This is a genomic window from Cetobacterium somerae ATCC BAA-474, from assembly GCF_000479045.1.
GTDB classification, from domain to species: Bacteria; Fusobacteriota; Fusobacteriia; order Fusobacteriales; family Fusobacteriaceae; genus Cetobacterium_A; species Cetobacterium_A somerae.
In genome coordinates this window covers 1-21,402 of the sequence record NZ_KI518105.1, presented here as the reverse complement: position 1 = coordinate 21,402, position 21,402 = coordinate 1, and the positions used below count along the sequence as shown (strand labels likewise).

At 28.7% G+C, this 21,402-nt stretch carries 24 protein-coding genes; 6 read left to right on the top strand and 18 right to left on the bottom strand.

Going from position 1 to position 21,402, the window contains the following annotated elements; translation table 11 throughout:
• Nucleotide 1: 1 nt before the first annotated feature.
• From lpxB to pssA, 7 genes are all read right to left on the bottom strand, one after another.
• A complete protein-coding gene (gene lpxB, locus HMPREF0202_RS03725; protein WP_023049912.1) occupies nt 2–1,072 on the bottom strand; it encodes a lipid-A-disaccharide synthase in 1,071 nt (356 codons plus the stop codon).
• Nucleotides 1,069–1,872, bottom strand: a complete 804-nt coding sequence (locus HMPREF0202_RS03720; RefSeq protein ID WP_023049911.1) for an LpxI family protein — start codon at nt 1,870–1,872, stop codon at nt 1,069–1,071. The genes lpxB and HMPREF0202_RS03720 overlap by 4 nt, the downstream gene beginning before the upstream one ends.
• Entirely contained in the window at nt 1,872–2,645 is a 774-nt protein-coding gene (gene lpxA / locus HMPREF0202_RS03715) for an acyl-ACP--UDP-N-acetylglucosamine O-acyltransferase (protein WP_023049910.1), read from the bottom strand. The genes HMPREF0202_RS03720 and lpxA overlap by 1 nt, the downstream gene beginning before the upstream one ends.
• A gap of 19 nt (nt 2,646–2,664) precedes the next feature.
• Nucleotides 2,665–3,090, bottom strand: a complete 426-nt coding sequence (gene fabZ / locus HMPREF0202_RS03710) for a 3-hydroxyacyl-ACP dehydratase FabZ (RefSeq protein ID WP_023049909.1) — start codon at nt 3,088–3,090, stop codon at nt 2,665–2,667.
• Nucleotides 3,084–3,926 (bottom strand): UDP-3-O-acyl-N-acetylglucosamine deacetylase, encoded by an 843-nt coding sequence (gene lpxC, locus HMPREF0202_RS03705; protein ID WP_023049908.1) that lies wholly within the window; start codon nt 3,924–3,926, stop codon nt 3,084–3,086. Before lpxC ends, fabZ begins: the two co-directional genes overlap by 7 nt.
• Nucleotides 3,927–3,946: 20 nt before the next feature.
• Entirely contained in the window at nt 3,947–6,136 is a 2,190-nt protein-coding gene (locus tag HMPREF0202_RS03700; protein WP_023049907.1) for an ATP-dependent helicase, read from the bottom strand.
• Between the two features lie 108 nt (nt 6,137–6,244).
• Nucleotides 6,245–6,955, bottom strand: coding sequence for a CDP-diacylglycerol--serine O-phosphatidyltransferase (gene pssA, locus HMPREF0202_RS03695; protein ID WP_023049906.1), 711 nt, complete (start codon nt 6,953–6,955; stop codon nt 6,245–6,247).
• Nucleotides 6,956–7,063: 108 nt separating this feature from the next.
• Between pssA and HMPREF0202_RS03690 the strand changes: the two genes are divergently transcribed.
• A complete protein-coding gene (locus HMPREF0202_RS03690) occupies nt 7,064–7,840 on the top strand; it encodes a YlmH/Sll1252 family protein (RefSeq protein WP_023049905.1) in 777 nt (258 codons plus the stop codon).
• An 11-nt stretch (nt 7,841–7,851) separates the two neighbouring features.
• Nucleotides 7,852–8,865 carry a molybdopterin-binding protein gene (locus HMPREF0202_RS03685; protein ID WP_023049904.1) on the top strand — a complete coding sequence of 338 codons (1,014 nt, stop codon included), beginning with the start codon at nt 7,852–7,854 and terminating at the stop codon, nt 8,863–8,865.
• A gap of 59 nt (nt 8,866–8,924) precedes the next feature.
• Here HMPREF0202_RS03685 and HMPREF0202_RS03680 read toward each other — a convergent pair whose 3' ends face one another.
• The 8 genes from HMPREF0202_RS03680 to HMPREF0202_RS03645 form a co-directional block, all read right to left on the bottom strand.
• Complete coding sequence (locus HMPREF0202_RS03680; protein WP_023049903.1) at nt 8,925–9,812, bottom strand: aldose 1-epimerase family protein; 888 nt, start codon at nt 9,810–9,812, stop codon at nt 8,925–8,927.
• 24 nt (nt 9,813–9,836) lie between these two features.
• Nucleotides 9,837–10,379, bottom strand: coding sequence for a peptidylprolyl isomerase (locus HMPREF0202_RS03675; RefSeq protein ID WP_051364123.1), 543 nt, complete (start codon nt 10,377–10,379; stop codon nt 9,837–9,839).
• Nucleotides 10,380–10,504: 125 nt separating this feature from the next.
• Complete coding sequence (locus HMPREF0202_RS03670) at nt 10,505–11,158, bottom strand: hypothetical protein (protein ID WP_023049901.1); 654 nt, start codon at nt 11,156–11,158, stop codon at nt 10,505–10,507.
• Nucleotides 11,158–12,390: a BaiN/RdsA family NAD(P)/FAD-dependent oxidoreductase gene (locus tag HMPREF0202_RS03665; RefSeq protein WP_023049900.1), complete on the bottom strand. Its 1,233-nt coding sequence runs from the start codon at nt 12,388–12,390 to the stop codon at nt 11,158–11,160. Before HMPREF0202_RS03665 ends, HMPREF0202_RS03670 begins: the two co-directional genes overlap by 1 nt.
• Entirely contained in the window at nt 12,390–13,526 is a 1,137-nt protein-coding gene (locus HMPREF0202_RS03660; RefSeq protein WP_023049899.1) for a THUMP domain-containing class I SAM-dependent RNA methyltransferase, read from the bottom strand. The genes HMPREF0202_RS03665 and HMPREF0202_RS03660 overlap by 1 nt, the downstream gene beginning before the upstream one ends.
• A complete protein-coding gene (locus HMPREF0202_RS03655) occupies nt 13,527–14,606 on the bottom strand; it encodes an AI-2E family transporter (RefSeq protein WP_023049898.1) in 1,080 nt (359 codons plus the stop codon). It abuts the gene before it with no gap.
• A gap of 19 nt (nt 14,607–14,625) precedes the next feature.
• Nucleotides 14,626–15,024, bottom strand: coding sequence for a NusG domain II-containing protein (locus tag HMPREF0202_RS03650; RefSeq protein WP_023049897.1), 399 nt, complete (start codon nt 15,022–15,024; stop codon nt 14,626–14,628).
• A gap of 8 nt (nt 15,025–15,032) precedes the next feature.
• Nucleotides 15,033–15,932 (bottom strand): phosphatidylserine decarboxylase, encoded by a 900-nt coding sequence (locus HMPREF0202_RS03645; RefSeq protein WP_023049896.1) that lies wholly within the window; start codon nt 15,930–15,932, stop codon nt 15,033–15,035.
• 38 nt (nt 15,933–15,970) lie between these two features.
• On the opposite strand from HMPREF0202_RS03645, the gene mgsA reads away from it, so the two are divergent.
• On the top strand, nt 15,971–16,369 hold the full coding sequence (gene mgsA / locus HMPREF0202_RS03640; RefSeq protein WP_023049895.1) for a methylglyoxal synthase: 399 nt from the start codon (nt 15,971–15,973) through the stop codon (nt 16,367–16,369).
• A gap of 31 nt (nt 16,370–16,400) precedes the next feature.
• Here mgsA and HMPREF0202_RS03635 read toward each other — a convergent pair whose 3' ends face one another.
• Nucleotides 16,401–17,909, bottom strand: coding sequence for a nicotinate phosphoribosyltransferase (locus tag HMPREF0202_RS03635; protein ID WP_023049894.1), 1,509 nt, complete (start codon nt 17,907–17,909; stop codon nt 16,401–16,403).
• 98 nt (nt 17,910–18,007) lie between these two features.
• Between HMPREF0202_RS03635 and dtd the strand changes: the two genes are divergently transcribed.
• Genes dtd through tpx form a run of 3 tightly spaced genes read left to right on the top strand, consistent with a single transcriptional unit; the run spans nt 18,008 to nt 20,049 of the window.
• Nucleotides 18,008–18,460 carry a D-aminoacyl-tRNA deacylase gene (gene dtd / locus HMPREF0202_RS03630; RefSeq protein ID WP_023049893.1) on the top strand — a complete coding sequence of 151 codons (453 nt, stop codon included), beginning with the start codon at nt 18,008–18,010 and terminating at the stop codon, nt 18,458–18,460.
• Between the two features lie 21 nt (nt 18,461–18,481).
• Nucleotides 18,482–19,513 carry an alpha-hydroxy-acid oxidizing protein gene (locus HMPREF0202_RS03625; RefSeq protein ID WP_023049892.1) on the top strand — a complete coding sequence of 344 codons (1,032 nt, stop codon included), beginning with the start codon at nt 18,482–18,484 and terminating at the stop codon, nt 19,511–19,513.
• Between the two features lie 29 nt (nt 19,514–19,542).
• Entirely contained in the window at nt 19,543–20,049 is a 507-nt protein-coding gene (gene tpx / locus HMPREF0202_RS03620; RefSeq protein ID WP_023049891.1) for a thiol peroxidase, read from the top strand.
• A gap of 29 nt (nt 20,050–20,078) precedes the next feature.
• Here tpx and HMPREF0202_RS03615 read toward each other — a convergent pair whose 3' ends face one another.
• The gene (locus HMPREF0202_RS03615) at nt 20,079–20,822 is read right to left on the bottom strand and encodes a DUF368 domain-containing protein (RefSeq protein WP_023049890.1); all 744 of its coding nucleotides are present in this window, start codon (nt 20,820–20,822) and stop codon (nt 20,079–20,081) included.
• Nucleotides 20,823–20,837: 15 nt separating this feature from the next.
• Nucleotides 20,838–21,402, bottom strand: a 565-nt coding sequence (locus HMPREF0202_RS03610) for a Mu transposase C-terminal domain-containing protein (protein ID WP_023049889.1), incomplete at its 5' end; no start/stop codon positions are given.

Genomic DNA, 21,402 nt, shown 5'->3' with positions numbered 1-21,402 from the left:
TTTATTTTCCTTTCAATAAAAATTCAGCATATCTTTTTGTAATATCTACTCCAGAAAGCTTCTCTCTTATTCGTTGAATTTTTTCTTGAACAGAGTCTAAATTTTCTAAAACAGTTTTCATACTTTTTTCTATTTCTACAGAGTTACATCTTTTTTGTAATAACTCTGGAAAAACCTCTTCATTTAAAGTTAAATTTGGTAAAGATACAAAACCAACTTTTAAAATATATTTAGCTATTACATAATTTATAAAATTAGTTTTATAAACGACTATTGTTGGAATTCCTAGTAAAGCTAGCTCCAAAGTAACTGTTCCTGATGCAGCTATAGCAATTTTACTCTCTTTAACACTTTTATTTAAAGATATATCATAACAAATTTCTAAATTTTTTAAATCTGCTAAATTTTCATCTATCCACTTTAAATGCTCTTTTGAAGAAAGTTTTAGAAGATATTTCTCATTTGGATTCTTTTTTACAAGATCTATGAAATCAGGTATTAAAGATTTTATCTCCTGTTTTCTACTACCTGGAAGCAATAAAATTTTGTCTCCAGTTCTATCTATTTTTTTATATCTCTCTGTAAATGGATTTCCATAGTAAATTGCATCTACATTATGTTTTTTATAAAAATCAACTTCCCATGGAAAAATAACCATAATATGATCCGCTAATTTTAGTTTATCAATTCTTTTTTCTCCCCAAATCCAAAGTTTTGGAGGAATATAGTAAAAAATTTCAACGTCTTTAATCTCTTTTTTTAGTAATTCTAAAAATTTTAGATTAAACCCACCATAATCTACCATAATAACTTTTTTTATATTTTCTCTTTTTATAAAATTAAGATACTCTTCAGCTTTATTTTTTAAATAACTGTATTTTTTTATCGCTTCAGTAAATCCCATAATCGCTAATTCATCGATATCCTGTATTATATTAACTCCTACATTTTTAGAGTGTTTGCCTGCCACTCCATAAAACTCTACATTTTTATCTAATTCTTTAGCTTCTTTAACTAAATAAGATAGGTGTAAATCTCCTGACACCTCTCCTGTAGAAACAAATATTTTCATATTTTCACTCCAATAATAAAGATATTATTTTTTTCTGCTAACTCTATACAATCTTTCATATCTAAAAATAACATCTTATTTGCTTCAGCTACAATTCCTTTAGCTTTTATTTGTACGGCTCTTTTTACTGTTTCTATTCCTACTGCTGGTATATCAACTCTCATATCTTGCTGAGGTCTTGCCATTTTTATGATTATGCACTCTTCTCCTGCATACTCTCCAGCTCTTTCTATTGTTTTATCAGTTCCCTCTATTCCCTCTAAGGCTACTACTGATGACTCCTTACAAACAACTGTTTGACCTGCATCTATTTCACTTAGTGCTTTAGCTGCTTCAATCCCTATTTGTATTGTTTTTTTATCCTCTTGAGAAGGTACATTTTTAGTATAACACCTCTCTTTAAACATCATATCTCCTAATAAATGATTTTGAGGTAATACTTTTATCTTATTTAATCTTAAAAATGATATAACACCAAATAATAAAGTCTCATCTTTTTTATCTGGTAATTTTTCCATTAGTCTTTCTCCAAAATAATCTAATTTCATCTCTTGAAATAAAATTGATTTCTCTACTTTTCCAAGCATTACAACTTCTTTTATATCATTTAGCAATAAATATTTTGTTATTTCTCCTATTTCTCCTATATTGAAGCTTTTATAATTTTTATGATTTTTTATTTCTTCTTCAATTGTATCAAAAAGTCCTATTAAGTATACCTCTATCCCTTTAGCTTCCGCTTCTTTAAGGAAATATAGAGGTAACTTTCCGTTACCTACTATTATTCCAACTTTTTTCATTATCTTGTAATCCCCCTGTTACTAGTTTTTATAAACTCTACAAGATACTTTATATTTTTGTCTTCAGGAAATTCATTTTCAAGCTCAACTAAAGCATCTTTCAATGGATTTCCATTTCTAAATATAATTCTATATGCTTTTTTTAAATTTGAACGATCCTCTTCTGTAAATCCTTTTCTTCTAAGTCCAACAGTATTTAATCCTCTTATTACAGCTTTATTTCCTTCTGCCATAACAAATGGACAAATATCTTGATTTATTGCACTCCCTCCACCAGTCATAGAGTAAGAACCTATTCTACAGAATTGATGAACAGGTGTTAAGCCACCAATTATAGCAAAATCATCAACAGTTACATGTCCTGCTAAAGTAACTCCATTTGCTAGTATACAATTATCTCCTACTATTACATCATGAGCTACATGTACATATGCCATTAATAAATTATTGCTTCCAATTCTTGTTTCCCATCTATCATCTGTTCCCCTGTGAATTGTTACAAACTCTCTAATGCTATTGTTATCTCCAATTATAGTCTTTGTTGGCTCACCTTTATACTTTAAATCTTGCGAAGCTTTACCAATAGAAACAAAAGAATAGATTGTGTTATTTTCTCCTATTTCAGTTATTCCCTCAACTACAACATGAGATTGTAATACTGTATTTTTTCCTATCCTTACGTCTTTTCCTACTATACAGAAAGGACCTATCTTTACTCCCGGTTCCAGTATTGCTCCATCCTCAACTATAGCAGTGCTATGAATTTCAGTCACTATTTTTTCACCCTACTCTCTATTTTTCCATAATAGTAAATGTAAATGATGCCTCAGTCACCACTTTGTCATCTACTTTTGCTACTCCTGTAGCTTTTACTATGTTTCTTCTTAATTTATCAACTTGTACTTCATATATTAATTGATCTCCTGGTCTAACTGGAGCTTTAAACTTTACATTTTCAATTGCAGCAAAATATGGTACTTTTCCTTCTGTATCGTCTAAAACTAAAACTCCTAAACACTGTGCCATTCCTTCTACTATTAAAACTCCTGGCATAATTGGATGTCCTGGAAAGTGCCCATTAAAAAACTCTTCATTTACAGTTACGTTTTTTAATCCTCTTATTTTTTGCGCCTCTTTATCCATCTCTAGAACTCTATCAACTAATAAAAACGGATATCTGTGTGGTATTCTTTTCATTATCTCCATAACATCTAACATATTTTTTCCTCCTGCTTTTTAAGTAATTTTGCAAATTCTATATCTAAAGCATGACCTGCTTTGATAGCTATTATGTGTCCTTTTATAGGTCTATTTAATACTTTTAAGTCACCTATTAAATCTAAAATTTTATGTCTCACAAACTCATCTTCAAATCTTAAACCATCAGGATTTAAAACTCCATCTTTTTTTACAACAATAGCGTTATCTAATGTTCCTCCTAAAGCTAAATTATTTTTCTTTAAGTAATCTATTTCATAATCAAATCCAAAAGTTCTTGCATTTGCTATTTCATTTTTATAAGATTCCATATCTAAGACAACTTCTAACATCTGACTTTTTAAAAATGTATGATCAAACTTAATAGTATAAGTTATTTTATATCCATCATAAGGTAATGCTACTATATGTTTATCTCCTACTGTTAAATTTATTGGTGTTTTTATTTCAATCTCTTTAACCTCTTCTTCTAACTCTTGAATCCCAACACCTTCAATAACTTCTAGAAAAACCCTCGCACTTCCATCTCCTATAGGAAGTTCATTTCCATCTAACTCAACAATTAGATCTGTTATCCCAGCTATATAAAGAGCTGATAAAAAATGCTCAATTGTGTAAACTGCTGCTCCAAACTCATTTTTTAAGTTTGTTCCTCTTGTTAAATCAAATGTATTTTCTATATCCATAGAAATTTCATTTTTACCACTCTCTAAATCTACTCTTTTAAAGACTATTCCACCACTTTTAGCTGGAATTAATTTCATTTTTATCTCTTCACCTTTGTGAAGACCAATGCCATTATATTGAATTTCTTTATTAAGAGTTTTTCTCTTCATAAATTTTCTCTCCTTTTAACCTATGCTTTAGTTAAAAATTTTGTTGCTAAAGCTAAAGCTATATCTTTTTTCCCATCTACAAATTGTACACCTAATTTTTTTTCTGATATTTCAACTACTTTTCCTAATCCAAACTTTGTATGAATAACTTTTTCTCCCATAGCAAAAGGAGAATTTGAAATATTTTTCATTTTTTTTAAATCTTCTGCAGTTATAATATTTTTATAACCTGTTATTTTTTTATCATTTGTAGAAAGTTTTGATTTCGGTAATAAATCTTGAACTTTCTCCACTTTATCTAAAACTTCTATAGGAAGCTCCTCTATAAATCTTGATTTTATCTTTGTTAAAAACTCACCATAAACAAATCTACTTTTTGCATGTGTTAGGTATAATTTCTCCTCAGCTCTAGTAATTGCAACATAACAAAGTCTTCTCTCTTCCTCTAATTCCTCTGGATTGAAAAGCACTTTCTTTGAACCAGGAAAAATATCGTCTTCCACTCCAGTCAAGAAAACAACAGGGAACTCCAACCCTTTAGAGTTATGGATTGTCATTAATTTTATATAATCTGACTCCCCTTCTAAATCATCTGTTGCACTAACAAGAGATATATTCTCTAAATATTCTCTCAATGTTAAAAAGTCCACCGTTTTTTCCAACTCTACTATAGAGTTTTTTAATTCCTCTACGTTTTCTATTCTTCCCTCAGCTTCTGCGCCATATGTTGAGTTTAAATAAGAGAAATATCCTACTCTTCTTATTAATTCATCAAATACCTCACTTACACTTCCTTCATGACTTAACTCTATTAAGTCATTTAAAATCGTATATAACTCATCTAAAGCTATTTTTACACCTGAAGTTAAACCTGGAATCTCCATTCCTTTTCCTAGAGCTTCAAACATTGAAATATTTGTTTCACTTGCATAATCTCTTATTTTTTCTATACTTTTATCCCCTATTTTTCTCTTAGGGACATTTATTATTCTATTTAAATTAATTGTATCTTGAGGATTATTTATCACTGTTAAATACGCCACTATATCTTTTATTTCAGCTCTTTGATAGAATTGCATTCCACCAAAAACCTTATATGGAATATTATATTTTAATAATCCCTCTTCAAAAAGTCTAGATTGAGCATTTGTTCTGTAAAGAATTGTAAACTCTCTATAACTTTTTCCCATATTTTTTCTTTTTACAATCTCTTCAATTATATAATTTACTTCTTCTCTTCCATCTAAACACTCTTTTACAGTAATTAATTCTCCTTGAGGTTTTTTAGTCCATAAATTTTTATCTTTTGCTGTTTTATTGTTTTTTATCACTTCATTTGCTGCTGTCAAAATCGCAGATGTTGAACGATAATTTTCTTCAAGTTTAACAACTAAAGCATCTTTATAATCCTTCTCAAAATCTAATATATTTTTTATATTAGCACCTCTAAATCCATATATACTCTGATTTTCATCACCAACTACACATATATTTCTATATTTCGCTGCTATTTTAGTAACTATATTATACTGAATATTATTTGTATCTTGATATTCATCTACCATTATATATTGAAATTTTTCTTGAAGCTTTTCTAAAACCTCTGGAATATCTAGTAGTTTATGAAGGTTAACTAGAATATCTGAAAAATCCATTCCATTATTCTCTTTTAAAGTTCCGTTATATCTTCTATAACACTCTAATATTATTTTATAATTAGAATCAAATCTATTTTCTTTTTCATAATCAGATACACTTACACTATTTTCCTTTAGTTTTGATATAATTGAAACTACAGCTCCTTCTGTTAATGACTTATCATTAACAACAAGTTCTTTCATAATTCCTCTTATCACTCTTTTTTGATCATCTGTATCATATATTGTAAAATTAGCATTATAACCTAATTTATCTCCATATACTCTTAGCAATCTTACACCAAAAGAGTGAAAAGTCGATATCATAGCTTTGTGTGCATCTTCTCCAATTAAAAGTTCAACTCTTTCCCTCATCTCTTTAGCCGCTTTATTTGTAAATGTAACTGCTAAAATCTTATAAGGAGAGATTCCTTTTTCATTTATCATATGTGCAATTCTATACGTAATGGTTCTTGTTTTTCCAGATCCCGCTCCTGCTAATATTAAAAGTGGTCCTTCAATTTTTTTAGCTGCTTCTCTTTGTTTTTCATTTAATTTATCTAATATACTCATAATTACTCCTTTAAAATTATACCATATAATTATATTACTATTCAAATAAAATACCCGATTTTCCAATAGTTTTTTTGGATTTTATCGGGTATCATAATTAATTATTTTTTATTCAACGTCTTCTTTTGATCTCTCTGTAAAAAATTTTGTTAAATTAACTAGTATATAGTAACAAGTAACTATAAACATGCTGTATTTCAACGTCACTAAAATTAAGACAATAAATGGTATTGTTAGCTTTTTAGGAACAAATCCAAATACTTTATCAGGTGTTTTAAATGGTATTGTACTTACCATTAAAATTGCAGCTAATAGTGTCAACCCTACAAAAACTTCAATTGAAAATAGATTCATTCCAAAATTTGTTTTTATTACCTCAACAAATAATAAGTACGAGCATACAACTGACGCTCCTGAAGGAATTGGCATACCACTAAAGTCATCTTTTTCACTTGATGCTGTTGTTACTATATTAAATTTAACTAATCTCATAACTCCGCACAGTGCATATATAAACGATATTGGAATAACAAAAGATTTCATCCCATCAGAACTTTTTAGTACTGAATAAACTAATATACCCGGTGCTAATCCAAAAGATATTGCATCACAGAAAGAGTCGAACTCCTTTCCAAATTCACTAAATGCATCTAGTTTTCTCGCTGTTTTTCCATCTAAACCGTCGCATACCATAGCTAATATTATAAACCAAATAGCTTTTGAGAAATCCCCCGCTATGGAAGCTGTGATACTTAGATATCCTAAAAACATATTCGCTGCTGTAATTGCATTAGGTGCAATATACTTTCTTTCTACCATTTTTAATCATCTCCCTGTTTTTACAAATCTATTTGATTTTATCATATATATGATATAAAATCAATATGTCTATACTTTTCAAAATAATCTAGTGAAAGAGAGTAATATATGAATAAAAAATATTTTTTTAACCTTTTTCCAAATGAAGATGAGTTTCTGATAGCTTCTATTTGGGAGGATTTATCGTTATGTTTAGAAATTGATTATCCTGTTTATGGCTCTATTTTTTTACCTCCACAAATCTGGACAAAACTTCATGACGTTTGTGAATCAATTAATTTAGATGTGCTTACTTTAGGTTTAACTCCTTATAGTGAAAAACAGTTAGTAATTTTCACACCAAAAAACTTTAATTTTTCACATTTAGAAGAAGTTGTTACTTATTTTAAAATTGATGCTTCTAACAAATTTAAAATTTTGTACCATAAAGATTTTTTGGGGACTATTATGGGGCTTGGACTTAAACGAGAAACTTTAGGTGATATTATCGTTAAAGATAACATCGGTTATTGCATAGCTACAAATGATATTTTTAATATTATAAAAAATAATCTTGAGCAAATAAATACTATTCCTATAAAAATTAGCACCATTAGTACATCTCAAGTTCCTCAATTGGAGTTTAAAGAGATTACAGATACTGTTTCATCTTTTAGACTTGACTCTATTATAGCTTCTATTGCAAATTCATCTAGAAATATAAGTACAAATTTGATTGAAAGTGGAGATGTTTTAGTTAACTATAATACTGAAAAAAGTAAAAATAAAATAGTTAATATCGGTTCAGTAATTACAATTAGAAAAAAAGGAAAATTTATTTTAGAAAAAAACTTAGGTGAAAACAAAAAAGGAAAATTTAAAATTCTTATAAAACAATATATTTAGGGAGGGGTTTTATGAAAACTGTTAAAACTATTGATGCTGCTGGTATGATTTTATGCCATGATATCACAAAAATTGTTCCTGGAGAATTTAAAGGGGTAGCCTTCAAAAAAGGTCATATTATACAATCAGAGGATATTCCAGAGCTTTTAAAACTAGGAAAAGACAACCTTTACGTATGGGAGCATCAAGAGGGAACTTTACATGAAAATGATGCTGCAATTAGAATAAAAGAACATATTGCTGGTGAAGGCTTAGATTTTTCACCAATAAAAGAGGGAAAAATAGATTTTATTGCAAATATTGATGGACTTTTAAAAGTTGATGTAGCTGAATTACTAAAAATAAATAGTCTAGGAGAAATTATTGTATCTACTTTACACAATAACACACCCATAAAAAAGGGAACAAAAGTAGCTGGAACAAGAGTTATTCCTCTAGTTATTAATGAAGATAAAATCATAGAGATGGAAAATATCTCAAAAGAAAATATTATTAAAATTTTACCAATCAAATCAAAAAAAATAGCTATCATAACCACTGGAAATGAGGTTTTCTACGGAAGAATTCAAGATAAATTCGGTCCTATTCTAACTAAAAAAGTTGAAGAATATGGATGCGAAGTTGTTTATCATGCATTCTCTTCAGATGAAAAAGAGATGATAAAAGAGAAAATACAAGAAGCACTAGATAGCGAGGCTGAACTTATTCTTTGTACAGGTGGTATGTCTGTAGATCCCGATGATAGAACTCCTCTTGCTATAAGAGAGATGGGTGGAGAGTTAATAACTTATGGTTCCCCTGTTTTACCTGGAGCTATGTTGCTTTTAGCTTATCATGGAGATAGAGCTATCTTAGGTTTACCTGGTTGTGTTATGCACTCTAAAAGAACTGCTTTTGATTTAGTTTTACCTAGAATTTTAGCCGATGAAAAAATAACTTTTGAAGATATTGCTTCTTATGGTCATGGGGGACTATGTCTTGACTGCCCAATCTGTACTTTTCCACATTGTTCTTTTGGAAAATAATTAAACAAAATAAAAACACTTCTATCCAAAGATACAATCTCTGTATAGAAGTGTTTATTTTAATAAAATCTTATTATTTGTGAATATTTCTTTTGTTCATTTGAATTTAATCTCTGAATCTCTTTTTTACTTTCGACTTTATTAGAACCATTTGTAAAATCTGTTATTCCAGCCCATGGTTCTAAACAAATAAATTCACTCGAATCTGTACTTGTCCATAAAGTTAATATTGGTAAATTTTCAAATTTAAATTCAACTCCATGAGAAGAGTTTAAATGTTTTATATCTATTTGTTTATTTTCCATCCCTTCAAATACTAATGCATCTTTAGCAAATTTATCTTTCGATAAATTAAACTTCTCACATATTGTTATCTTCTCTGGAATATCAAATAAAAAAGAGTTATTTCTTTCATCAATTTTATATAAATTACACTCTTCTTCTTTTAATTCTAAATAATAATTCTCAAAAGTTTTGTCATTATTATAGTTACAATAAAAAGCTGTATGTCCACCGATATGATAGTACATCTCAACTACATCACTGTTTTTAACTATATAATTATGATGTAAAGTATCCTCTACTAATATGTATTCAACTATTAAAGAGAAATTATAAGGATATCTTTCCTTTGTATATGAATTTGGTTTTAATTGAAATCTTGCTGTATCATTTGTTACTTCTAAAGTTTCAAACTCTAAATCTCTAGCAAATCCATGCTTTGTCATTGGAAGAGTAACTCTTTCATTTTTCCCTAAAGGATAATCTATTTCTCCACTTAAAATATTCCCTATAAAAGGAAATAAATTTGGAGCACTTTTTTTAAAACTTCCCTCAGTTCCTGGCCAAATATATTCAATTCCATTCTCTTTGTTTATAACACTTTTCAATTCTGCACCAAACTTATTAATTAGTACAGTTAACTTTTCATTCTCTATCTTCACCATGAGAATTATCCCCCTATTTTTAAATTAGTATTGTACTAAATTTGGAAATTGAGAATCTAAGATTTCATCCATTTGAGCTGTAAATTCAGCATTCTCCTCATTTTTTAAGAACTCTTCTACATCTCCTGTAATCTCAATTCTCTCAATGATATCTCCTTGCTTTACTGAGTCTACAACTTTTTGGTCAGCTTCAGATACAACTTCACCAAAAATTGTATGCTTGTAGTTTAACCAAGGTGTCTCAACATGAGTTATAAAGAATTGTGATCCATTTGTTTCTGGTCCAGCATTAGCCATTGCTAATATTCCTTTTTTATCAAAAACTACTCCTTCTTTAAACTCATCTATAAATTGATATCCTGGTCCACCTGTTCCTGTTCCTGTTGGATCTCCACCTTGAATCATAAAGTCTTCAATTACTCTATGAAATTTAATACCATTATAGTATCCTCTCATTGCTAAGTGCGCAAAGTTTAATACTGTTACTGGTGCTACTTCTGGGAAAAGAACTAAGTTAATATCTCCTCTTGGTGTAACTATTTTTGCGTTTAATTTTACTTCTTTCATATTTCTTACCTCCATATTTTTTCCTAAAACAACTCTTGGTTTTGCAAACATCTTTTTCGAAAGAAAAAAGACAATAAATACTGCCAATAAAATCAAAATCTGTTTGAATCCTTTTTCCATTCTTACTAGTCCTCCATTTTAAAAGCTTCTTTATATGTTTCTAAAAGTTCCTCTTCTGAAACAACCCCGTAAATTTCATAAGGCCATTTAGATTCTAACTTCTTTTTTAATTGATTGATATCTTTTTCAACAACTAAGTACTTATCCTCTGTATCTCTAAGTTTTTCTCTCACTGGTTGCAGCTTATAAATTATATCAAATTGTTCCTCTTCTTGTATAGTGTCTTTTAATAAGTTTTCTAAATTTTGTTCTTCTGTTGCTAGCTGATTGTATCTGTTAAGTATTTTATCCTTTTTGTCTAGCAATCTATTCAAATTATATTTAAAAAATCTTTTTACAACTATAGCTCCCGACTTATTTTTTAGTTCTTCTCTCTTTTTTAAAGTCTCTTGAATTTTTTCAAGCGGTAATCTATTTTTTTCTCTTATCTCTTCTACCATGTCTTTAAAAGAGTTAAACTCTTCTTCATTCATTTTGTCTACTTTCATTTCTAAAAGTGCCCCATATATTTTTTCATAAGGTAATAAAACTTTTTCAGTTAAAATTTCCTCGCCTGAAATATCTCCCATCTCTCTTAACTTATCCAATTGAGTAGAAGTAATCTTTAAAACTGTTAAAATTACTTCTTGAGCATAACTTATAAATTCCTCTTTTTTCATTATTCTCTCTCCTTTTTTCTCATAGATTTTCCAGCTAAAACTCCAGTAGAACATGCTGCTTGAATATTATATCCACCTGTATCTCCATCGACATCTAAAAGTTCTCCAACTAAATAAAGACCTTGTATTTTTTTAGATTCCATAGTTTTAGCATTTACCTCATCTAAAGAGACTCCTCCTCTTGTTACCATAGCCATCTCAAAACTTCCAACTTTTGTTATCTCCATCTTATTTGAAGTTAATAATTTTACTAGACTCTCTCTTTTTTCTTTTGAAAGTTCTGCCATTTTTAACTCTTCACTTATTTCTAAAATAGACAATATAGTTTTTATAAATCTTTCAGGTAAAAAATAATAAGATAAAACTTTCTTTATTGTTTTTTTACCATCTTTATTCATCTCTTCGATTAGCTCTTTATTTAAAATTTCATACTCTTTTCCAATATAATTAATCTCTAACTGACTTTCACTTTCAACAAATCTTGAATTATCCAATATTCCAGGACCACTAAAATTTGTATGCGTCAATAAAACAGCTCCTTTTTTTTCTATAACTTTTTTATTTTCTTTCCAAATAGTAATTTTAACATTTTGAAAACTTATTCCAGAAAGTTCTTGAAAAAAATAATCTCTCACATATATAGGACTTAGTGCTGGTTTTGGCGGTACAATTTTATGCCCTAGTTCCTTAGCCATCACATATCCATCTCCTGTTGTTCCAACTCCAGGATAAGATTTTCCACCTGTTGCTAGAACTAAATTATCACACTTATATAATCCTTTATCCGTAAAAATTGAAAATATCTCTAAGTTTTTTTGAATACCTTCTATTTTTATTCCCTCTATTATTTTAATGCCTAAAGTCAACATCTTTCTTTTTAAAAGATCTACAACATCTAAAGAACTAAATGTTTCAGGAAAATATTTTCCAGTTTCTTCAACTAAAACTAAAGGTAACCCATTTTCTTTAAAAAACATCTTTAACATCTCTGGAGAGTATTTATTTAAAGCCTCTTTTAAAAATTTTCCATTTTGTCCATATTTATCAGAAAAATCTTTAGGCTTTCCAGTGTGAGTTAAATTACATTTTCCGCTCCCTGCTACCAATATTTTATTTCCTATACGTTTATTTTTTTCTAAAAGAGCTACTTTAAAGCCTCTTTCTGCTGCTGTAATAGCTGTAAAAATTCCTCCCGGTCCTCCTCCAACTACTATTAAATCAAATTCATTCATTATCTAGCTCCATAATATTGATAATAGTGACATTTTATTCCACCATTATATAGCTTTCTATTTTTTGTGGCCTTTTTCCCAAATACTTTTTCAAAATTTTCATAAGATGTAATTATATAGTAAGACCATTTTGGGAATCTCATTTGGAAAATATCTCCCATAAGACCATACAATCTTTCTACAGCATCTTCATCTAACAAACGATCTCCATATGGTGGATTTGATACTATGCAACCTTTTTCTGCCATTGTTTCTAACTCTAAAAAGTTCATACATTTAAATTCAATCTCTTCTTCTACCCCAGCTCTTATAGCATTTAATTTAGCTACTTCAACTGTTTCAGAATCTATATCAGAAGCATATATTTTCACTTCTTTATCATAATCTTCCCTTGAAAACGCTTCATCTCTTAAATCAATCCATAAGTTTTCAGGTATTATATCCCACTTTTCAGATGCAAAGTTTCTATTTACTCCTGGAGCTACATTTCTTGCTATCATAGCTGCTTCTATTGCAATAGTTCCTGTTCCACACATTGGATCTAATAGAGGTCTATCTCCACCTTTCCAACGACTTAATAACACTAAAGCTGCTGCCATTGTTTCCTTTAGAGGCGCTTCATTTATTAAGTTTCTGTAACCTCTTTTATGTAATCCTTCACCACTTGTATCAATCATAACTAAAAATATGTCATTATGCGCTTGTATCTTAACTCTATAATGAGCTCCTGTTTCAATAAGTCTTTCTGTTTGGTATGCTACTTTTAATCTTTCAACTATCGCCTTTTTTACAATTTTCTGAATATCAGATTTTGAAAAAAGTTTACATTTTACTGAACTTACCCAACTTATTGGAAACTCTCCATCTATTGAAATTATATTTTCCCAAGGTAACCTTTTTATATTTTCAAATAAATTATCAAAAGTTAGAGCTTTAAACTCTCCCATTTTTATAAAAACTCTATCTGCACATCTTAAGTGTAAGTTAGCTTCTACAATGTCTTTTTCATCTCCATCAAATTCAACTCTTCCGTTAAATGTTTCAATATTTTCAAATCCTAAATCTTTACACTCATCTTTAACAACGCTCTCTAACCCCATTGTTGCTGAGGCTATTAATCTATACTTCTTACTCATCTATTCACTCCTTTTTTTTAAACACTCTAAATATATAAATTTTATAATTACAAATACTGGTACTCCTAAAAACATTCCTAAAGGTCCAAAGAAACTTCCACAAACCATTACTGCTACAATGGTCCAGAAACTACTCATTCCAACAGATTCTTCCATTATTTTTGGACCAATTATAAATCCATCTACAGCTTGTCCTACTCCAATAGCTATAAAAAGATACACTACTTTTAATGGAGCTGCCAATAATATCAAGAACGTAGCTATTGTTCCAGCTACTATCGATCCCACATATGGAATCATATTTCCTATTCCTACCATAACTCCACTTAAAAGAGCATATGGTACTTTTGCTATAAAAAGAACTAAAAACACTAAAAACCCTACAACTGCAGATGTCAATATTCTTCCTAAAATATATTTTAAAAATACATCGTTTACTTTTCTAACAAAATCTACACCATATTTTGCTTTTGATTTTGTAGTAAAAAGTAAAAAAACATTTTCTAAAAACTCCATAAAATATTCTTTACTATACATTAAATAAAGAGAGATAAAAACTCCAATAAAAAAGTTAATTACTCCCATTAAACTTCTTAAAACCCCAGCTCCTAATCCAAATGCTAAATTTTTAAAGTTTCCTAAATTAGTTCTTGTAAATTTTATTAAATTATTTTCTATCTCTTTAGGATCAAAAAATAATAAATCTTTTTCTTTTAAAAAATCTATTAAGTGCTCAGTGTTAGAACTTAAGCTTGTTAGCATAGTTGGAAACTTATCAATTAAATCGGTTACACTATTTATTATATTTGGAACTATAATTAAAACTAACTCAATTATAACCAGAAAAACTATCATTAAACTTATTCCAATTGCCCATGATCTTTTCATTTTTACTTTATTTTCAAAAATTTTCACAAGTGGACTTACTAATATAGCTATAAAAATAGCATATATAAATGGAGTCACAGAACTTACCATTTGCCCTACAATAGAATTGAAAGCTTCGTTATATTGAAAAAAAGTTTGAATTAAAATCAATAATAATCCAACTATAAATAAATGTAGATATCCTTTTTTCATTACTTTACTCCTTTCTTACTTATTTTATTACAAAGTCTACATCGTCTGATCGTTCATTTGTTTTTCCAACAACCTTAATTATTAATCGATCAGGAACTCCAATTATAACCTCTCCTGGTTGTCCTATCCAACCTTGTTTTACATTCAATTTTAACGGAGAATTTGAAGTTGTAACTCTTATTTTTTTATCTTTTATTTTTACATTTACTCCACCTATATCAGTTGGAACAAAAATATCTTTTTCTTCTGTTTGTAATGGATATACATACTTTAACTGATTATTTACATAAACCTCAGCACTCGCAGCATCTGAGGCTTTAAATTTTGTTATTTGAAATCCTAGTACAGAAAATATACTAATTAGTATTGTATAAACTACTACATCCCCTTTTCTAAAATATTTTTTTTGTTTTTTCACAGATACACCTACTTAGCTTTTCCTATTTTTTCACCCATATATACTTTAGTTTCTAGTCCTTTACTACTATTTTCTAAAATATCTTTATCAAAATCAACCTTATTTTCTTGGAAAAGTAATACACACGACGACCCTCCAAAGAAGAAATATCCTTTTTCTTCACCTTTTTTTACTAAAGTATTTGGTCTGTATGTTTGTTTTATTCCACCAACCATCGTAGCTCCAATTTCACTTAAAACTATTTCACCAAACTTTTCAGTCTTTAAAATTGAAACCTCCCTTTTATTTTCGCAATAAACTCTAAAGTTCTTTTTTATTGCATAAGGAGATACAGAATAATAATATCCATCTATTAATTTAGATTCACCTATTATTCCATCTGCAGGAAAATGAAATCTATGATAATCTACTGGTGCAAGTCTTATAATTACCATTGTTCCACCTTGAAATTTTTTAGCTTCCTCTTTATCCATTAGAAATTCTTCTAATGTAAATTCATCTCCCTTTAAAAAAAATTTTGTTGTTTCTTTTAAATTATTAAAAATTAATATTTTTCCATCTGCAGGAGATACTAATATATTTTCATCTCCAGCTATTTCTCTTGCTCCCTCTTTTAGCTCTCTTATAAAAAAATCATTAAAAGATGTAAATTCTTCAACTCTTTTTTTTGACTCATTCATATTTATAGAATTCTCTTCTACAAAAGGCTTTATTTTTTCTATAGATGATTTTTCAGACATCTTTTTTCCATAATAATCTGTTAAAAATTTTTTTCTAACAACTAAATTTAGAGGTAATTTTCCTAAGGGATTATAATATAAAAACTTTAAAAATCCTTCTCCAGGTGGAATTTCTGTTTTTATTTCCCCAGTTTTCCTCTCAATATAATTAATTTTATCAAAATTCATACACTTACTCCTTTTATATATTAATTTTTTATTGTATAATGATTATAGTAAAACTTATGGAGGTCAAAATGAAAAAAATAGCATTAATCGCTCACGACAACATGAAACCAGAAATGGTTAGCTTTGCGAAAAAATATGAGCACATCTTGGCAAAATACCCTCTTGTTTCAACTGGTACAACTGGACTTAGAATTATGGAGGCAACTAACTTACAAATTCAACGCTTCAAATCAGGACCTATAGGTGGCGATCAACAAATTGGTGCCGAAGTAGCTACTGATAATATCGCAGCTGTTTTATTTTTTAGAGATCCTTTAACATCTCAACCACACGAACCTGATATCTCAGCACTTATTAGAGTTTCTGATGTTCATAAAGTTCCAATTGCTACAAATTTAGCTTCTGCTGAATTGCTTATTGTTGGTTTAGATAAATGATTATAATAGGCTGACTCATGTCAGCCTATTTTTAATTTATTTGACTTTTAATCTCTTTAATTAGATTATATTTTAATTCCAATAAATCTTTAGATAAATCTATTTTATATTGATGTGGGTTTTCCAATCTTTTTCTTTCTTCAGATATTTTATTTAAAGATTCCAAATAATAATCTCTTGAATTTAATACATCCATAAGTTGAGAACTCTCTTCCATTACAACACCATTTTTTACAAATTCACGTGTTATTTTTTTATATGAGTACTCTCCTTTTTTCAATAAACTTGATTTAAATTCATATTTTTCATCTCTAATTAATAAATCTTCTCCTCTTAATAATTTTTCTTTATCAGAATCATTATTTACAAGTGTTATTAAATCTGCATATGCAAATCCTTCCTTATCATAAATTCTATATACCTCTTTAAACCCAGGATTTGAAATTTTTATAACGTCTTCTGAAAGTTTTATAACAGGTTTATAATCAATTTCTACAATTTTATAAACTCCTCCAAAACATGGATTAGACTTACTTACAGCAATAGCGTCTCCTACGCCAAATATATCTACACAAGCTCCCTGTTCTTTTAAAGATTTTATTAGAGATTCATTTAAAGAGTTTGTTAAAAATATTTTTGCTTTTTTTAATCCTGCAGCATCTAACTCTTTTCTACATTTTTTTGATAAATATGCCAAATCTCCTGAGTCGATTCTTATTCCATAATTTCCTTTATAAGAATCATCTATTCCATTATCTTTAAAGCTTTGAATGGCATTTTTTAATCCTATTCCTAATGTATTATATGTATCTATTAATAATATTAAAGAATTAGCTTTTCTTTCTCTTCTATGTTTTATAAAAGTATCAAATGCTTTTTTCTCAGCTAAAGCACCAACACCAAAAGCTTGTATAAACGAGTGCGCCATTGTTCCTACGCTTTGAACTCCATATTTATATTCTGTAACTATATTTGAATGTGATAAACATCCTCCTATTATTGAAGCCTTAGTTCCCGATACTGCACTATCAAATCCATGTGCCCTTCTACTTCCAAAAGAACTTACAGGAATTGGATGTGCCGCTCTAGTTATTCTTGAAGCTTTTGTTGCTATAGCTAACTGCATGTTCATTAAATTTAAAATTGGTGTTTCTAAAATTTTAGCTTGAATCAAAGGTGCTTTTATTGAAATTATAGGTTCATTTGGATAAACTATCTCTCCATCCCTCATTGCATAAAGATTCCCTGTAAACTTCATTTTTACTAAATATTCTAATAGATGTTTTTCCTCTATTATTTTAGAAAAATACTCCCTTTTTTCATCCTCGCTTGTTTCATTTAAAATTTCAATTAACTCAATTACTTCTTGAACTCCCGATACAACAGCAAAACCACCATCTTCAGTTTTTCTGAAATACATATCAAATATAGCTTCTTTCTCTTCCATATTTTCCATTAGAAAAATATCACTTTCTGTATATTGATACCTATCTGAATTAATAACTTTTGCAAAATCTGTTAAAACTCTTTCTCTCCCCATATTGTACCTCTTCATAAAATATTAGTTTTTAATTTTTCTTAATAATTATATCACTTTTATGATATAATTACCAATAAAAATAGAAAAGGAGTTGCTTTATGAGAGCTGTTATACAAAGAGTTAAGCATGCGAGTGTTAGTGTTGATAATCAAATTACTGGAGAGATCAAACAAGGATTTCTTGTGCTTTTAGGTGTTACCCATACAGATACTGAAAAGGAAGTTGATTGGTTAGCTAAAAAAATAACTGATTTAAGAGTTTTTAACGATTCTGAAGATAAAATGAACTTAGGATTAAAAGATGTTAATGGTGAACTTTTAATCATCTCTCAATTTACTCTTTATGGAAATTGTATTAAAGGACGTAGACCTGCATTTATCGATGCTGCTAAACCTGATGTGGCAAATGAATTATATGAAAAATTTCTAAAAAAATGTAAAGATCTTGGATTTAAAACTGAAGCTGGTATTTTTGGAGCTGATATGAAAGTTGAACTTTTAAATGATGGACCAGTTACTTTAATTATTGATACAAAAGATTGTTCAAAATAAACATTTTACGGGAGGAGAAAAATGGATATAAAAGAGATTAAAAAAAATGCAAAGGAAAGAATGAAAGATTTTTGTATATTATGTGCAGAGTGTAACGGCCGATGGTGTGCAGGAAAAGTTCCTGGAATGGGTGGAGCTGTTAGTGGTGGTAGTTTTCAAAGATCATATGAAAAATTAAAAGAAGTTAAAGTTGCAATGAGAACTTTACATGGAGTAACTGATCCTAAATTAAAGCGTAACTTCTTTGGAGAAGAGTTATCTTTTCCAGCTATGATTGCTCCTATAACTGGAACAAAGTTCAATATGGGTGGATATGTTAGTGATGAAGAATACTCTAACGATATCGTATTTGGAGCTATTGATGCTGGGACTATAGCTATGATTGGAGATACAGGAGACCCTAACTGTTTTCAAGTAGGAATTGATGCAATAAAAAGAGCTAATGGTAAAGGTATTGCTATAATTAAACCTAGAGAAAATTCTGAAATCATAAAAAGAATAAGATTAGCTGAAGAAGCTGGAGCTATCGCTGTTGGAATTGATGTAGATGGTGCTGGTCTTGTTACAATGAAATTATTTAATCAACCTGTAGGTCCAAAAACTTTAAGTGATTTAAAAGAGATTATTTCATCAACAAAGCTTCCAGTTATCATAAAAGGAATTCTAACTGTTGATGAAGCTAAAATATGTGTTGAAGCTGGAGCTTCTGCTATTGTTGTTTCTAATCACGGTGGGCGTTGTTTAAACGAAACTTTTGCTCCCGCTGAAGTTTTACAAGAAATATCTCAAGCTGTAGGTAATAATATAACTATCTTAGCCGATGGAGCAGTAAGAGAAGGAGTGGATATTCTTAAATATCTAGCACTTGGAGCTGATGGAGTTTTAATTGGTCGTCCTATAATTTGGGGATCTATTGGAGGTAGGCAAGAAGGAGTTAAAGTTACCCTTGAAACATTCAAAAGCCAACTTTATCAAAGTATGATACTAAGCGGTGCTGATGATGTTAAAAATTCTAAAAATTTTTCTTGCATTTTATACACTAAAAAAGTATAATTTAAATACAAAATTTAGGAGGTTTTATCATGGAAAGAAAAGACGTTATTACATTTGGTGGAAGTCCTTTAACATTAGTTGGAAAAGAGGTTATTGTTGGAGATGTTGCACCTAACTTTACTGTTACAAAAACTGATTTATCACCTCTTTCTCTAAACGATTTAAAAGGAAAGACTGTAGTTATTTCAGCTATGCCATCTATTGATACACCTGTTTGTGAAATGCAAACTATCAGATTTAATAAAGAAGCTGCAAAGTTAGAGGATGTTATTATCTTAACTATTTCTATGGATTTACCTTTTGCTTTAAACAGATTCTGTGGAGCTAAAGATATTAAAAATGCAATAACTACTTCAGATTATAAAGATAGAGAGTTTTCTCATAACTATGGACTATATATTAAAGAACTTGGATTAACTTCAAGAGCTGTAATTATTATAGATAAAAATGGTAAAATTGCTTACACTGAGTATTTAAAAGAGATTACTGAAGAGCCTAATTATGACGCTGCTTTAGAAGCTTTAAAAAAATTATAAAATAAAAAAGCCTTTTTAAGGCTTTTTTATTATATAAACAATGTTTCTATTATTTGTACCAAAGAAACTATTATTATACCAACTATAAAGTTTAAAGTATAACTTCTATATTTATTAAGTAGTATATTTATCCCTTTAGAAACTAAAATTAATCCTATTCCAGTTCCTACAGCAAAAAAACTTAATGGTAATATATTAAAACTTTTTATATACCCTAATATATTATAATATTCTCCCATTATCATAAGTAATAAAGATCCTGAAATTCCAGGTATTACCATAGCTCCCGCTGCTACTATTCCACAGAAAAAAAGTTTTATTCCATAAGATAATGTAAAAATAGAGGCTGCTGTCCTTATAACTTCTTCTCCTGCAAACAACTTAGTTATATATATAAAAACCCCTGTACATATAACTCCTGCAAAAAAAGCAAAGAGATTGTCTCTTTTAAAAAATTTTTCACCTTTTAATATTACTGGAATTGATGGAAGTATCAAAAATAGAAAAACAATTGTTGTTCCTCTAGGATACAACGTATACATTTTAGAAATAACTCCTGCAAATGCAACAATTCCAATTACTGCTCCCAATCCTATTTGCGATAAAAATTTAGCATATTCTATTTTTTTTGCCATTGAAGCTGTTAAAAAATTCCCAACTGCTTCTGTTAATTTATCATAAATATTTAACACCACTGCTAGTGTTCCTCCTGAAACACCAGGTAAAACATTTGCAACTCCTATTACTATTCCTTTTAAAAAATTTTTAAACATGCACACTCCTAGTATTTATTTTATTATTTTAGCTTTATCAACAAACATATCTTTTATATAAATATCTACACTATCTATAAAAAATTCATTATAAAATACATCCACAATAGTTCCTTCTTTTTCTTTTAGTAACGAACTACTATATATATTATTTTTTACTCTAACTCCACTATTATAAACTTTTCTTTTATACTTGTGTAAAAAATATAGAAGCTTATATTTTTCCTCATTATTTAAATTTTCTATTTTTCTATCTTCTATAAATAAATATTTTTTTATAAATAATGAAATCTCTTTTATATCTTTCGGCTTTTCTTTATTAAACTCCTTTAAAATATCTGTATCTATATATCTAACAAACCCCATCATGTTTTCATCTGCTTCTTCTTGGATAAAACTAATTTTAGTTTGAAAAAATATCGTTCTTAATAAATTTTTAGAAACTCCTTGAATTCTTTCATCTAAAGATATATTTTTAGGATAAGCTCCCTCTATTATAATACTTTCTTGAATAAAATTAAATAGTTTTATCAATTCTCTTTTCTCTTCTTCAAAAATAAAATTTATTATTTTATAATTT

Excerpts from the sequence above, each read along its gene's own strand:
- lpxB (WP_023049912.1), bottom strand. The coding sequence starts at position 1,072 with ATGAAAATATTTGTTTCTACAGGAGAGGTGTCAGGAGATTTACACCTA.
- HMPREF0202_RS03720 (WP_023049911.1), bottom strand. The coding sequence starts at position 1,872 with ATGAAAAAAGTTGGAATAATAGTAGGTAACGGAAAGTTACCTCTATAT.
- fabZ (WP_023049909.1), bottom strand. The coding sequence starts at position 3,090 with ATGTTAGATGTTATGGAGATAATGAAAAGAATACCACACAGATATCCG.
- lpxC (WP_023049908.1), bottom strand. The coding sequence starts at position 3,926 with ATGAAGAGAAAAACTCTTAATAAAGAAATTCAATATAATGGCATTGGT.
- HMPREF0202_RS03700 (WP_023049907.1), bottom strand. The coding sequence starts at position 6,136 with ATGAGTATATTAGATAAATTAAATGAAAAACAAAGAGAAGCAGCTAAA.
- pssA (WP_023049906.1), bottom strand. The coding sequence starts at position 6,955 with ATGGTAGAAAGAAAGTATATTGCACCTAATGCAATTACAGCAGCGAAT.
- HMPREF0202_RS03690 (WP_023049905.1), top strand. The coding sequence starts at position 7,064 with ATGAATAAAAAATATTTTTTTAACCTTTTTCCAAATGAAGATGAGTTT.
- HMPREF0202_RS03685 (WP_023049904.1), top strand. The coding sequence starts at position 7,852 with ATGAAAACTGTTAAAACTATTGATGCTGCTGGTATGATTTTATGCCAT.
- HMPREF0202_RS03680 (WP_023049903.1), bottom strand. The coding sequence starts at position 9,812 with ATGGTGAAGATAGAGAATGAAAAGTTAACTGTACTAATTAATAAGTTT.
- HMPREF0202_RS03675 (WP_051364123.1), bottom strand. The coding sequence starts at position 10,379 with ATGAAAGAAGTAAAATTAAACGCAAAAATAGTTACACCAAGAGGAGAT.
- HMPREF0202_RS03670 (WP_023049901.1), bottom strand. The coding sequence starts at position 11,158 with ATGAAAAAAGAGGAATTTATAAGTTATGCTCAAGAAGTAATTTTAACA.
- HMPREF0202_RS03665 (WP_023049900.1), bottom strand. The coding sequence starts at position 12,390 with ATGAATGAATTTGATTTAATAGTAGTTGGAGGAGGACCGGGAGGAATT.
- HMPREF0202_RS03660 (WP_023049899.1), bottom strand. The coding sequence starts at position 13,526 with ATGAGTAAGAAGTATAGATTAATAGCCTCAGCAACAATGGGGTTAGAG.
- HMPREF0202_RS03655 (WP_023049898.1), bottom strand. The coding sequence starts at position 14,606 with ATGAAAAAAGGATATCTACATTTATTTATAGTTGGATTATTATTGATT.
- HMPREF0202_RS03645 (WP_023049896.1), bottom strand. The coding sequence starts at position 15,932 with ATGAATTTTGATAAAATTAATTATATTGAGAGGAAAACTGGGGAAATA.
- mgsA (WP_023049895.1), top strand. The coding sequence starts at position 15,971 with ATGATTATAGTAAAACTTATGGAGGTCAAAATGAAAAAAATAGCATTA.
- HMPREF0202_RS03635 (WP_023049894.1), bottom strand. The coding sequence starts at position 17,909 with ATGGGGAGAGAAAGAGTTTTAACAGATTTTGCAAAAGTTATTAATTCA.
- dtd (WP_023049893.1), top strand. The coding sequence starts at position 18,008 with ATGAGAGCTGTTATACAAAGAGTTAAGCATGCGAGTGTTAGTGTTGAT.
- HMPREF0202_RS03625 (WP_023049892.1), top strand. The coding sequence starts at position 18,482 with ATGGATATAAAAGAGATTAAAAAAAATGCAAAGGAAAGAATGAAAGAT.
- tpx (WP_023049891.1), top strand. The coding sequence starts at position 19,543 with ATGGAAAGAAAAGACGTTATTACATTTGGTGGAAGTCCTTTAACATTA.
- HMPREF0202_RS03615 (WP_023049890.1), bottom strand. The coding sequence starts at position 20,822 with ATGTTTAAAAATTTTTTAAAAGGAATAGTAATAGGAGTTGCAAATGTT.